We start from the raw sequence: 13,735 nt of genomic DNA on the forward strand, positions 1-13,735 counted from the left end.
TTGTCGAAAAGAATGCGATGCCAGTTGGAATTTGTACAAAAATAATTCAAATCTTATAAGGCTTATAGACCCTAGGCATTCACTCAGACTATGTATCACAGCAATAAGAGAATGTTCTGACTAATACCGACCACATTGATAAGGCTGGTCTATCAATGAATGTCGCCAATGTCCTATGCCCGTGTATTTAGCTCGTTAGCTTATCGCTTATACGACTCTATAGGCCTCTAATTGCTAGCCATACTCAATGATAAAAAGATTACACTTCAAAATATTACACCTCTTACAAAATCACTTACCAACCCAATCAAAACCGGCTTAAGTTCTCATAAAATCACACAAACAAAGTTAAATTTGCATAGTTTTACACAAAACATTATCATCTCGTCGCAATTTTTAATTTGAACTCAAAATAAATGGAGGGCGGTTTTAGTGCTTTTCTTAGATAAAGATAAGCACATTAAAAAGCGTATATGTTGTATTTATGGATAACGCACTAAAAAAATATAGTATCGAAACGACCGATTATCAGGTGGGTCAAGACAACGTTCAAAAATGGGGCTTTGATATACACAATCCTGTTTTTGGAATTAGCGCCGGCCTTGTCATTCTTTGCCTCGCTTCTCTTCTCATTGTTGAACCCGCCACCGCTCGGGATGCTCTAAACGGACTAAAAAACAGCATCATTTCCGATTTTGACCTGTTCTTTATGTGGTCAACAAACTTCTTTATCTTATTTGCGATTGCTCTGCTGCTATCACCACTTGGCAAGATCCGAATTGGCGGCAAAGATGCTCGAACAGAACACTCGACAATTTCATGGCTGTCTATGCTTTTTGCTGCGGGGATGGGGATCGGCCTATTGTTCTGGAGCGTATCAGAGCCAACGGCTTACTTCACAGACTGGTATGGCACACCATTAAACGTCGAAGCCTATTCTGAAGAAGCCAAATCTCTTGCCATGGGTGCAACCATGTTCCACTGGGGTATTCATGGTTGGGCAATCTACGCCATCGTTGCACTCTCTCTCGCTTTCTTCGCGTTTAACAAAGGCCTACCGCTGTCTTTACGTTCGGCGTTTTACCCTTTGGTTGGTGACAGAGCTTGGGGTTGGTTGGGTCACGTTATCGACATTCTTGCCGTTCTATCGACATTATTCGGCTTGGCAACCTCTCTCGGCCTCGGTGCACAACAAGCAACCAGCGGCATCAATCATGTGTTTGGCCTTGATGGAGGCATCGGCATGCAAATGATCGTGATTGCGTTCGTCACTTTTATTGCTGTGTTGTCGGTCATCCGTGGTATCGACGGAGGCGTGAAACTACTCAGCAACATCAACATGGCGGTTGCCTTTGCATTGTTGGCGTTTGTCATGTTTATTAGCTTTGATATAGCGAGCAGCTCTATTTGGGATAGTGCCGTCGCTTATGCCCAAAACATCTTCGCCCTTAGTAACCCTCATGGTCGAGAAGACTCCGGCTGGATGCATGGTTGGACGGTCTTTTATTGGGCTTGGTGGGTATCTTGGTCCCCATTTGTCGGCATGTTTATCGCACGCGTATCGAAAGGCCGTACCGTTCGTGAGTTCCTGTTCGCGGTTATCGTCATTCCAACCACAGTAACACTCATTTGGATGGCTGTATTCGGCGGTATTGCACTTGATCAAGTGGTGAACAACGTCGGTGAACTAGGCGCAAATGGACTGACTGATATCTCGCTAACTCTGTTCCACGTTTACGATGCGATGCCATTTAGTTCAATCATTTCAGTACTGTCTATTGTTCTGATTTTGGTGTTCTTCATTACCTCATCAGACTCTGGTTCATTGGTTATCGATAGCATTACGGCTGGCGGTAAGATTGATGCTCCTGTACCTCAACGTATTTTTTGGGCATGTATTGAAGGATCTATTGCAGCGGTTATGCTTTGGATTGGCGGTAAAGAAGCGCTGCAAGCCTTGCAGTCCGGTGTTGTTGCAACCGGATTACCCTTTACCTTAGTGTTGCTTGTTATGTGTGTCAGCTTAATTAAAGGTCTGCGCTCTGAGTTACCAGCCTACAAAGGTGACGCTATCTTGCCAGCAACCGCTCGATAAGTATGTGAGGCTTGTAAGGCTATAGAAACGATAACAAAATCAGAAAAGCCAAAAATAAGAAAAACAATAAAAATGAGCGCATATTCGCGCTCATTTTTGCCATTTGTGTTTGTGTAACACTTAGTGATTTACAGGTACTACTCTGTATTCATGAACAGTAATATCACCCGACTCTTGGATAGTGACCTGCCACGTTTCATTCACCGTTAAATGAACAGCTTCACCGTTCATCGTATTATTTTCAACGCTTTCAGCTGACAACAAAATACGCAGTTCTACTTGGAAGCCGTCGTCATTCGGCGTCACTTCAATCTGCTGAACATCGTGATCGCAATTAGGTTTAAAGGTGTTGCGTACGATCGCATACCAATCGCGGAAACCATCATGACCGAAAAACTCCCCCTCAGGCATCAGCCATTTGACATCTTCAGCTAACTTCTCAGTAAAAAAGTCAGTCTCCCCGTCTAGCAAATCAAACTTCGCAAACCATTGACCTACAAACTTTTGAATACGGCTTTCTGGCGAAGACGTTAACGCTTCAATTTGCGCTATCAAACGATTCGCATGATCTTTTGCGCGTGCTTGTACTTCCTCTAACTTGTTGTACACGTTTGGAATGTAAACCATACGATGTGTATATACGGGTTTTTGGTAGTTCATGCCAGCCAAGTAAGCCGTTTGCTGAAATGGGTAAACAAACTGCTCAATCGTAAAGTGGTTGTAGCCTAGAGGGTCGTAAGACTCCGCAGGACCACCAATCGTAAATGACAACATGAAATCCTTGCCTTTGAGCTTGTCGCCCTCTGGACCATACGCGAAGTTAAAGCTGAATACATCATCAACCCACTTCTTCAATAGCGCTGGTGATGAGTACCAATAAAATGGGAATTGAAGCACCACGACATCCGCACTTAAAAGCGCCGCTTGCTCTGCTTCCACGTCAATTTGATAATTCGGGTACAGAGTATCTAGACGGCGAACTTCCACATCATTAAGCCCTGCTTTTATCTCGTCTAGAATAACTGTGTTTGTATATGACGCATCTAAGTTTGGGTGACCTGAAATAACCAGTACTTTACTCATCGTAATTCCTCTGCTTCAAAACGTTAACCGATGCATAGAGAATACGCTGAAACAATCCTTAGTTTTAGACGCTCTTTACTTAAATCATTATTAGGCAGAAACTAATAATATCTTTGATTTAGGAATGACATATGAACGGCAGTACCTACAACCAGTTAATGATGTTCCATACGATAGCGCAAGAAGGCAGTATCACCGCTGCGGCACGTAAGTTGGAAATCGCGCCCCCCTCAGTAAGCCAAGCTCTCAAGATGTTGGAAGAACAACTCGGTTTACCCTTATTTACACGTACAACTCGTCGGATTGAGCTGACAGAAGCCGGCCAGCAGCTCTACGAGCGTACTCGTCCTTCAATGTCTGATTTGAGTCTTGCAATAGAAAGCATCAGCGACTTAAGGCGAGTACCATCTGGCAAAGTTCGTATCACCTTACCCCGCTTTGTATACCAATCGCTTCTCAAACCCATCTACATAGAGTTTTGCCAACGCTATCCAGATATTCAATTGGAAATCTCGGTGTCAGACAAAGCCGTCGATATTATTCGAGAAGGGTTTGATATGGGTATTCGCTTTGGCGACAAAGTGGAAGATGGCATGATCGCACGGCAACTTACCCCACCGGTAAAAGAAGCGTTGTTCGCATCACCCTCTTATCTTGAGCAGTATGGGGTACCAAAAACACCTAAAGATCTACAGCAACACAAACTGATCCAGTATCGTTTTATCTCTTCTAACCAAATCGCACCGCTTACCCTAAACCAAAAAAGTGAGACAGTGACCGTCAATATGCCAATTGCGCTGATTGTAAATGACACTGACCTCATGGTCGACGCTGCAATTAATGGCTTGGGGATTGGTCGCATCGTAACTCCAATCGTTGAAGACGACTTTGCGCAAGGTTTGATTGTGCCAGTGCTAGAAGAGTTCTGGCAGCCTTATTCAGGTTTGTATGTTTATTTCCACAAAAACACGCAAAAAGCCAAACGCGTTCGTGTACTCATTGATTTCTTACTCGAGAAAGCTGAGCTTTAATACAACAAAAAAGGAATGCGACGATGCATTCCTTTTTTGTTTATTCGGGAGGAGGAACTACTCAGGTTTCTGTGCCAATACCGCATCAATGTCAGCTGCACTATGTCGCTCTGCCAATTGATCCCACTCTTCGCCCCATGCGCGGTTAACAATGCGGCCACGTTTCACTGCTTCTCGATCATCAATCGCTTTCGCCCAACGCACAACGTTTTTGTAGCTTGCTACGTCTAAAAATTCAGCTGCATCGTAAGCACGACCCAATACAAGGTTGCCGTACCAAGGCCAAGTTGCAATATCAGCAATGCTGTACTCATCGCCACCTAGGAATTCATTGTTCGCAAGACGCTTATCGAGTACGTCTAGCTGACGTTTTGTTTCCATCGTGAAGCGGTTGATTGGGTATTCGAACTTCTCTGGTGCGTACGCGTAGAAGTGACCAAAACCACCGCCTAGGTATGGCGCAGAACCTTGTAGCCAGAACAACCAGTTCATTACCTCAGCACGTTTCGCACCTTCTGTTGGTAGGAAGTGACCAAACTTCTCTGCTAGGTAAAACAAGATGTTACCAGATTCAAACACGTTCACTGGCTCAGCACCTGAACGGTCTACCAACGCAGGAATCTTTGAGTTCGGGTTAACTGATACAAAGCCAGAACCAAACTGGTCGCCATCGCCAATCTTAATTAGGTACGCATCGTATTCTGCTGCTGTTACGCCTGCCGCCAAAAGCTCTTCAAACATGATCGTCACTTTCTGACCGTTTGGTGTACCCATTGAGTAAAGTTGGAATGGGTGCTCACCAATTGGAAGCGCTTGCTCATGACGTGCGCCAGAATCCGGACGGTTGATGCTCGCCCACTGACCGCCGTTTTCATTATCGTTTGTCCAAACTTTTGGTGGAATGTATTCGTTAGTCATTGTTATCCCTTATTGTGTTTGAATGCATCTTCAAACTGACGGCTTTTGCGCGCCAGCAAGTATTATTAAAATCACCACTTCGCCAACTGCGATTGGGCATACTCAAGATATTAGGTCGAATTCGCCAAATAAAAGTCCTGCAATCTCTTTTAGTTAGAACCTTTGGTTATGGGAATTTCTTTCATGCTATAAGTAAAAAGTACACGTTAATGTGAACTAGGTTCGAGATGCTAGTAACGAAGAACAGATGAGATTCAACGGCCCATCCATCATCTCCGTCTTAATCAAGCTCGCATCGTGGCAACAACTGATCGAGAACGCGAACCCGTGTAGGTAATCTGCCAATAGATCCAAACTGTCTTTCTCCACTTGCGGAGACAATGCCAAAGGCTGAACAATGATTTGATAACGCTCGGTAAACACTTGAGCAGGGCCATGAGATGTCATGTTCAGCATGGTTTGCAATAACCCGTTGTACTCATGCAGCAGTTCAATGTAGCTAACACACAAGTTTTTGAGTTCGCCTTGCCAATCGTCATTCACTTTCGGTTGATAAATTTCCTCCACCAGCGATGTGGTCAACGCTTCAAGCAAGGCATTCTTGTTTTTGAAGTAGTGATAGATCGCCATAGGATCGATATTTAATTGCGTCGCTAACGAGCGAATGCTTGGTACCTTGCCATCCTTTTTCATCAATGACTTAGCTGTATCTAGGATGTTTTCTGCGCTTAACTGCGACTGCTTGGCGGCTGGTCTCCCGCGTTTCTTTTCGTTGACAGACATTTGTTATTCCCGATAAAATCATAATTATTCTACATTGTAGAATTAATTTTAAACCATACTTTAGCTTGGCTCAAGCATCACCATTTTGATGAGGTACTCATGGCAAATATCGTATTTATTGCAACCAGTCTGGACGGTTACATCGCAGATAAACAAGGCAAACTCGACTGGCTACAATCCGTACCAAATCCAGACAACATTGATACTGGCTTCTTCTCACTGATGGAGCGTATTGATGGCTTAGTGATGGGGCGTAATACCTTAGATGTTGTGCTGAGTTTTGATTGCGATTGGCCCTACAGTAAACCCGTGTTCGTACTCAGCAATACCATGAAGAAAGTGCCACAAGGCTACGAAGACAAAATCTTTTTAGTAAAAGGCGAGCTAAAAGATGTGCTTACTGACCTGAATGCAAAAGGCTTTAACGAGCTTTACATCGACGGCGGCGTGACCATTCAAAACTTCCTCAAAGAGGATCTTATTGATGAAATGGTGATCACTTGTTTCCCTATCCTTCTTGGTGGAGGCGCGCCTCTGTTTGGTGATTTGGAGCAACCACTCAATTTTAAAGTGACCAAGAGCGAAGTTGTTTTGGATACGTTAGTACAAACGACTTATGTGCGTGAAAGGTAGCTTGGTCTATTGCTTGAGGACTTAAGTTTTAGTGAAAGCTGAATAGCCTTTAAACTAGGTTAGTCAAACATGCTCTGAAAAACTAAGCCTATGCGTATTTCTCAGCAAACATTTGCTTATAAGATTTATTTTGCAGTTCTGATCTGGTTAGGCCGAATTTCCTTGCTAGGGCCTCAAGTTCTAGCCGATATGTTGCAAGCATTGATTCGTCATCTGTCATTATGGCAAATTCAGCAAAATCACCAATACCCTCTAAAGAATCGACAGTGATATGAAATTTTCCGACAAAATAAATGCTTCTGATTTTCATTGTTTTTAATGTAATTTCATAACCCATCGTTTCTAACATACTCATCGCACTAAGATCATCCGCGATATTCGTTGCTTGACATCGGTCTTCCTCTGGTCCTTTCACAATCCAGAGTTTAATGCCAGATGGCTCCATAGTACGAATACAGAGACTCTTATTCTGTGCGGATAATAATTTAGTGGGAGTATCAAAGAAGCGGTCAGATTCAATATTATTCTCAAGCATGATTTCATGAGGGATGCTCTTCAACGTAGCTAAAAAATTAGTCTTTGATTCAATAGCATACTTCAACTCTACCTCGTATTTTCCTTGAAAATGACTTTCGCTCATTGGTTTTTCCTATCCAAAAGCGAACATTTTACTGTAAACCAAAAAGATTAAACATGAACATAACAGGAAATCAGGGGGGCTTTAGAGGAAAAGTATCCTAGGAATCCAACAAACGCCCTAAACATAAGTAAAGGGCATTTGCTGTTTTTAGGGTCGCTTGCGGTTTAAAGCACCAAACCACCATCAATCTTGATCACTTGCCCTGTGATATAGGCACTCTTGTCTGAAGCTAAAAACGACACGCCATTGGCAATGTCCTGCACGGAACCCATTCGACCTAACGGGGTTTTGCTCTCCATCATCTGGATCACCTTTTCCGGCAAATTTTTGGTCATGTCCGTCGCGATAAATCCGGGAGCAACACAATTGACTCGGATTTGATCGCCTTTGCGGGCTAACTCCTTGGCCCAACCTTTACTCATCGCTATTACTCCGCCTTTGCTTGCGCCGTAATTACTTTGACCAATGTTGCCATCAGTCCCCACTATGGATGCAATGTTGATTACACTGCCTGTACCTTGTTCCAGCATTGTCGGCGCTACGCATTGCGTCAACAAAAACACCGCTTTCAGATTGACATCAATAACACTGTCCCAATCTTGTTCCAGCATATCTTGGAGCAAAGCATCTCGCGTAATACCAGCATTGTTCACCAAAACATCAATTCGCCCATGTTGATTCGCGATCGTATTCACCACTTCACTGACGGCTTTCGCATCACAGAGGTTCAATTGATAACTCGATAACCGCTCTGACTGTGTCCAGTCGACAGAAGAGATATCCAACCCGACAACATGGAATCCATCTTCAAGTAATTGCTCACAAATAGCCTGCCCAATACCACGAGCGGCACCAGTTACGACTGCTACTTTTTCAGGTTTCATTTTGGTCTTCCTTAAATGTTGAGATTACAAATTCGTGTGCCCCATACTGCTTTGGTTACTTTGAGAATTAAAATGCGACATTGAGTGAGTTTTTATTCACATACGTATGGGTTTTCATATCAATATAGAAAACAGTCTGGAAGTCTCAGTACAACTAATCAAGTTGGCCCAATGATATTTCTGCAAATATTCTTGATATGTTACTGTTATCACGTTACCCCCTGATTATTAAATTTAGGTGTCATACTTTAGTAATTGGTACCAGCACTAGCATTTGACACCTAAACCTTGAACGCATTACTCATATCAATTAAGGCGGAAGGGGTAATAACATAAGCGATAAAATAGGGAGTTTTGAGTATGCTAAACATGGATTTCTCTCAGCGACTGGTCATTCACACTGCAAATGCATCTTGGCAAAGTAGCCCCGCGAAAGGTGTTTGGCGCAAGCCTTTAGAGAGAGAAGCAAAAGAATCAGGCCATACCACCAGCATCGTAAAATACGAGCCAAATTCCGCTTTTGCGACACACAATCACCCCATCGGTGAAGAAATATTTGTACTTGAGGGCGTGTTTTCAGATGAAAATGGCCATTACCCTGCTGGTACTTATTTACGTAATCCCCCAGGCAGTCACCATGCCCCCTACAGTAAAGAAGGGTGTGTCATTTTAGTGAAGCTGAATCAATTTAATCTCAACGATCACGCCACAATTCGAATCGATACAACTACCGCCAAGTGGTTACCTGGTATTGGCGGGTTGCAAGTCATGCCATTACATGAATTTGAACATGAGCACGTTGCATTGGTGAAATGGCCAAAAGGAGAACGCTTCCAGCCACATCGTCATTTCGGTGGTGAAGAGATCTTTGTCTTATCTGGTGAGTTTAAAGATGAATTCGGTCATTACCCGAAACATACATGGATGCGTAACCCTCACAATAGCGAACACTTTCCATTTGTCACTACAGACACCATCATCTGGGTGAAGACGGGGCACCTATTCATGGATTAAATACCTCACCAAAAACAAATACAAACACGGACCAGTGATAGGGATAGACTTACCGTTGAAACGAGCTAGAAAAATTCAATATCTAAGATGGGCCGATTTCAGGAAAGATTGAGAAGATAGACAAGCAGAAAAAATGACACAGATCTGAGGCAAACGGCTCGATGGCCGAGCCGCTAATCCGATATTTAGGGCTCTGCTACGCACTCATTATTTTGGAGTACAGCCAATCTTTAAGTTCTGCTCGATTGTGTTTTAGGGCATTCATTTCATTGTCATCAATAGGGTTTCCGCGCAGTTCAAGTTCTCGAATCTCCTTATCTAACGAGTTATAATTTTTTGCTGTCTCTGCGAATGATGTGTCATTTGCGGTTAATTGATTAATGGTGTCTAAGTGTTCTGGGAATTCATGAGTTAATGAGTGATTTTCGCCTAACATAAAGACCTCTTTACTTGAGTTATATCGATGTATCGCCGCTCAAATTATGAGCAACACTGCAATAACTGTAGCATTTCATCTAAGACTAATTCGTGGAATTGCCCACAAAAAAACCAACTCACTGATTTTCAATTTTTTCTATAAAGTGTTTTCCTAAGCCGCTCAATAGTCTAGAGGCTCTTACCCAACTATGATTGTTCGTAACAACTTCACGAGGAATCTTAACCATGCAAAAAATCATTCTGATTACGGGCTCGACTGACGGTATTGGCTTAGAAACAGCAAAGGCTTTGGTTGCTGATGGGCATCATGTAATTATACATGGTCGTAACCCAACGAAAGTTCACAATGTTGAGCAACGTTTAGTCGAAATGAACAGCGGTAAAGTGGAGAGCATTGTCGCGGATCTGTCTTCACTGAGCGCGGTTAAGCAAATGGTCGTTGAAGTAGCGGAGCGTTTTGGCAAACTCGATGTCATCATTAATAACGCAGGCATCTTTTCCACCGAACATGCAGATACAGAGGACGGTTTAGATGTTCGTTTCGCGGTAAACACGATTGCACCATATATGCTAACTAAAGAACTGTTGCCATTGTTAGATAATACTGGACGCATTGTAAACTTGTCTTCAGCAGCACAAGCTCCGGTGAATCTTGACGCATTAATGGGGAATAAATCCCTTAACGATGGTGAAGCCTATGCGCAAAGCAAATTGGCACTCACAATGTGGTCTCGCTTATTAGGGCTACAACTGAAGAATGTTGGCCCAATGATCGTCTCGGTAAACCCTAAATCTTTCCTTGGCAGCAAAATGGTCAAAGATGCATACGGCATTGCAGGAAACGATATTGGTTTAGGTGCAGACATTCTTATTCGAGCCGCATTATCCGAGGAATTCTCTCAAGCTCACGGCGCTTACTTTGACAATGACATTGAAGCCTTTGCTGAGCCTCATCGTGATGCAATGAATGACACAAAATCACAGCAAGTCGTTGATGCGATTGAGGCCATCATTAACAGACTGGCTTAACCCCCATCATAGACTCACCTTAAACACCTAGCTTCGGCTGGGTGTTTTTGTTTGTTCCCTTTCGTAACCCTCACCAACATCAATTATCAACAAAAACTAAAAACTCATTCGATATTGAGCCTAATTATCAACAAATAGTTCTCTTGATATTCTTCAGTAACCGGAAAGTTCTGCAAATTGAGCGGCCACTTCCTATCCAATTTTCGCGAATGATGACAACGACTCATCCCGCATCCAACTGGAGATCCATTTATGAACTTTGAAGGCAAAGTTTACCGACCATGGCCGGAATACCGTAGCATTCTTATCCAAACCACATTAGGTTGTAGCATTAACACCTGCACATTTTGCAGTATGTTTGATGATAAACGATTTAAAGTGCGCCCAATTGAAGATGTAATTAAGGATATTGAAGAAGCACGTGTTATCTATCCGCATGTCGAATCCATTTTCCTGATTGATGGGAATGTAATGGCAGCGCGCACTGACTATTTGCTTAAGATCTTCGACAAATTGCGCTCCACTTTTCCAGAGTGCAAAAAAATCTCCCTTTACAGTGGGTTGAACGATTTTCGCCGTAAAACCGTTACCGAACTAAAAGAGTTGAAACATGCGGGTCTCGATATGGCCTACTCTGGTCTTGAATCCGGTGATCGTCTTGTATTAGAGCGCATCAAAAAGCGTATGTCTCCTGAGCAAGCGATTGAGGGAATGGCGATGGCAAAAGAAGCTGGCATTGAAGTTTTGTTGTCTTTCATATTTGGTTTAGGTGGCCGAGAGCGTTCGCGTGAACACATCATTGCTACAACGGACATCTTAAACCAAATCAATCCAGAGCAAATTGCCCCGATGGCATTGGCCATTCAGCCTGGAACCGTGATGGAGCAAGAAGTGAAAAATGGAGAGTTCATCATGCCAACACAATTGCAGGTTCTTGAGGAAGAAAAATACCTACTCGAAAATCTGAATATAGATACGTTCTATTGGGGTGATCATGGCAACAACCTCGTCCCACAGAAAGGTTGGTTATTAGATTCGCGAGAAGATTTCTTGAAAAATATCAATCATGCGATAGCGTCAAACCCAATGGCAAAAGATAACGTCATTCAGACTTTCTCTTGGTAGGCATACCTGGTCACTAAGATAAACACACTAACTTAAGAGCCCTTTCTGTTTGGAAAGCGCTCTTGTTTATTTTCCAGATGCTGCTAGCTCTCTTTCCCAATAAGGCGGTTGGCCGTAATACTCCGCAAAGTAATCGATAAAAGCACGAACTTTAGGGGCGATTAAGCGTGAACTCGGGTACACCGCCCAAATACTGGCATTCATCACCAATGGGTAATCTTCTAATATTTCGACCAACTCCCCTTTTTGCAACTGTTTATAGACGCTCCAAATCGAGTTGATCGTGACACCAAGCCCATCAATACAAGCATCACGCATAGCATCACCGTTATCCGTTCGAAAACGCCCTGAAGCTCGGAGCGCATATTGTCCCTCCGGCGTTTCAAACACCCAATTATCTAACCCCATGAGTGTCACACATTTATGCTTGGCGAGATCTTGAGGTGTCTGCGGCGTGCCATGTTCTTCCAAATATTTCGGTGAAGCCACCATAATACGGCGATCTGGAGCAAGTTTCCGTGCTACCAAGGTTGAGTCCTTTAATTCCGCTAAGCGAATTGCGACATCAAAGCCGCCTTCCACCATATCAATGATCGAATCAGAAAAACGAAAATCCACTGTCAACTCTGGGTAAGCTTCCATAAACCCTTTCAATGCCGGAACAAGATGAAGACGACCAAATGAAGCAGGAGCCGTCACTCTGAGTGTTCCTGTTGGTGAATTGTGGCCAACGCCGACAGCACCTCGAGCTGCCTCTACAGTCGCTAATACTTCTTCAGCATGCGGCAAGAATGCCTGCCCCTCTTCCGTCAATGACACTTTACGCGTGGTTCGATGAACTAAACGTACACCTAACCCCTCTTCGAGTTTATTAATGTGTGCACTGGCAACAGCAGGAGATAAACCTAGCTCTTGCCCTGCCATACTAATGTTGTGGGTCGATGCCAAGCGGACGAAAAGCTTTAGATGTTCTATGTTCATTTATTTTCAACTCAATCTATAAAATATCACGCCATTGCTGGGCATTTTAATCTGAGAACATAGTAAATAATCACCACCAAAGCAAAATGATTTAAAAGAAACTGATAGGCAGGTAAAAGTCTAATTCAAACCTTTCTTCATGATTTAAAAAGTGATTTTGTTGGTAATGAACGTATGCTGGCGTTGAACGCTGCTTAAAACCCGAATTCGGTAACCACTTTTCAAGCACCATGCTGATCTGTGGCAGCAGTTCTCCATACACACCTGTTAAATGGAACACGGCATGAAGCCCTCCAGGAATGGTCATTTGATTCACCACACCTCGATATTTGAGAGGTTTATCGATCGCCATACAAGCAACGTATCTGCATTTATCGAGCTCTACCCATGCCGGATTGGAATGATGAAGCCCAAATTGCACAGAAAAATCGCGGTTTTCAGCACTGGCCCAGGCTTTCAGTACCAGCCACGCATTTCGAATTGAACGGTTATAACCCTCATGCCTTACATATGCCGCAAATCGCTGAGGGACTTCGATAATTTTAGGTTCTGGTAACGTTCGCTTTGCAACTCGATGATACCCAGCGGCCACTTCTGGGTCTTTCAGATAGGGTTTTTCCGCCACATGTAAATCGTGTTTTCGCCATGCCCCCGGTGAGAGTTCAAAAGTGGCTTTAAAAGCTCGACTGAATGAAGACACCGAACTAAAGCCACACTTATTCGCGATATCTAGCACCGACGATTTAGTATCAAACATTAGCTGGTTCGCAGCATACTCCATGCGAGTTCGACGAATATATTGATGAATCGACTCTCCCACGACTTCCTTAAATATCCGATGGAAGTGCTGTTCAGAATACGCGGCGACCTCAGCTAACTCTTTTGCCGACAATTCACGACTAATATCTTGGTGAATATAAAACAAAACATCATTAATTCTGGATACTTGCTGCTGGCTCATGGCGTGATATGACACCTAAATAGCATAAATGGACATATTTAACAGCATAAATGGACACACAAAACTAAGCAATCACCATGTACTATCAAACGAATAAAAATCAAAATGATAAAATACGAG

Annotated in this window: 14 protein-coding genes; 6 read left to right on the forward strand and 8 right to left on the reverse strand. The window is 43.3% G+C overall.

The genetic code is table 11. The features are described from left to right. Positions 1–484 precede the first annotated feature (484 nt). Positions 485–2,095, forward strand: a complete 1,611-nt coding sequence (locus tag VA249_RS19770; protein WP_221070549.1) for a BCCT family transporter — start codon at positions 485–487, stop codon at positions 2,093–2,095. A gap of 120 nt (positions 2,096–2,215) precedes the next feature. Here VA249_RS19770 and VA249_RS19775 read toward each other — a convergent pair whose 3' ends face one another. Further along, entirely contained in the window at positions 2,216–3,178 is a 963-nt protein-coding gene (locus tag VA249_RS19775) for an NAD(P)H-dependent oxidoreductase (protein WP_221070550.1), read from the reverse strand. A gap of 131 nt (positions 3,179–3,309) precedes the next feature. Between VA249_RS19775 and VA249_RS19780 the strand changes: the two genes are divergently transcribed. Further along, a complete protein-coding gene (locus VA249_RS19780) occupies positions 3,310–4,209 on the forward strand; it encodes a LysR family transcriptional regulator (protein ID WP_221070551.1) in 900 nt (299 codons plus the stop codon). A gap of 57 nt (positions 4,210–4,266) precedes the next feature. Here the strand turns inward: VA249_RS19780 and yghU are convergent, their stop codons facing one another. Beyond that, positions 4,267–5,127: a glutathione-dependent disulfide-bond oxidoreductase gene (yghU, locus tag VA249_RS19785; protein ID WP_221070552.1), complete on the reverse strand. Its 861-nt coding sequence runs from the start codon at positions 5,125–5,127 to the stop codon at positions 4,267–4,269. 216 nt (positions 5,128–5,343) lie between these two features. Then, on the reverse strand, positions 5,344–5,910 hold the full coding sequence (locus VA249_RS19790) for a TetR/AcrR family transcriptional regulator (RefSeq protein WP_221070553.1): 567 nt from the start codon (positions 5,908–5,910) through the stop codon (positions 5,344–5,346). Between the two features lie 99 nt (positions 5,911–6,009). On the opposite strand from VA249_RS19790, the gene VA249_RS19795 reads away from it, so the two are divergent. Continuing rightward, positions 6,010–6,543: a dihydrofolate reductase family protein gene (locus tag VA249_RS19795; protein ID WP_221070555.1), complete on the forward strand. Its 534-nt coding sequence runs from the start codon at positions 6,010–6,012 to the stop codon at positions 6,541–6,543. An 88-nt stretch (positions 6,544–6,631) separates the two neighbouring features. Here VA249_RS19795 and VA249_RS19800 read toward each other — a convergent pair whose 3' ends face one another. Next, positions 6,632–7,183: a class IV adenylate cyclase gene (locus tag VA249_RS19800; protein WP_221070557.1), complete on the reverse strand. Its 552-nt coding sequence runs from the start codon at positions 7,181–7,183 to the stop codon at positions 6,632–6,634. Positions 7,184–7,347: 164 nt separating this feature from the next. Then, entirely contained in the window at positions 7,348–8,067 is a 720-nt protein-coding gene (locus tag VA249_RS19805) for a beta-ketoacyl-ACP reductase (protein ID WP_221070560.1), read from the reverse strand. A gap of 360 nt (positions 8,068–8,427) precedes the next feature. On the opposite strand from VA249_RS19805, the gene VA249_RS19810 reads away from it, so the two are divergent. Then, entirely contained in the window at positions 8,428–9,081 is a 654-nt protein-coding gene (locus VA249_RS19810) for a cupin domain-containing protein (RefSeq protein ID WP_221070561.1), read from the forward strand. 196 nt (positions 9,082–9,277) lie between these two features. Here the strand turns inward: VA249_RS19810 and VA249_RS19815 are convergent, their stop codons facing one another. After that, a complete protein-coding gene (locus tag VA249_RS19815) occupies positions 9,278–9,517 on the reverse strand; it encodes an HP1242/YdcH family protein (RefSeq protein ID WP_128813270.1) in 240 nt (79 codons plus the stop codon). A 227-nt stretch (positions 9,518–9,744) separates the two neighbouring features. On the opposite strand from VA249_RS19815, the gene VA249_RS19820 reads away from it, so the two are divergent. Continuing rightward, a complete protein-coding gene (locus VA249_RS19820; protein WP_221070563.1) occupies positions 9,745–10,548 on the forward strand; it encodes an SDR family NAD(P)-dependent oxidoreductase in 804 nt (267 codons plus the stop codon). 252 nt (positions 10,549–10,800) lie between these two features. Continuing rightward, a complete protein-coding gene (locus VA249_RS19825) occupies positions 10,801–11,673 on the forward strand; it encodes a B12-binding domain-containing radical SAM protein (protein ID WP_221070565.1) in 873 nt (290 codons plus the stop codon). A gap of 66 nt (positions 11,674–11,739) precedes the next feature. On the opposite strand, the gene VA249_RS19830 is transcribed toward VA249_RS19825, so the two are convergent. Further along, positions 11,740–12,654, reverse strand: coding sequence for a LysR family transcriptional regulator (locus VA249_RS19830; protein WP_221070567.1), 915 nt, complete (start codon positions 12,652–12,654; stop codon positions 11,740–11,742). Positions 12,655–12,745: 91 nt separating this feature from the next. Further along, positions 12,746–13,615, reverse strand: a complete 870-nt coding sequence (locus VA249_RS19835) for an AraC family transcriptional regulator (protein ID WP_221070569.1) — start codon at positions 13,613–13,615, stop codon at positions 12,746–12,748. Between the last annotated feature and the right edge of the window lie 120 nt (positions 13,616–13,735).

It is taken from the genome of Vibrio alfacsensis, assembly GCF_019670485.1.
GTDB lineage: Bacteria > Pseudomonadota > Gammaproteobacteria > Enterobacterales > Vibrionaceae > Vibrio > Vibrio alfacsensis.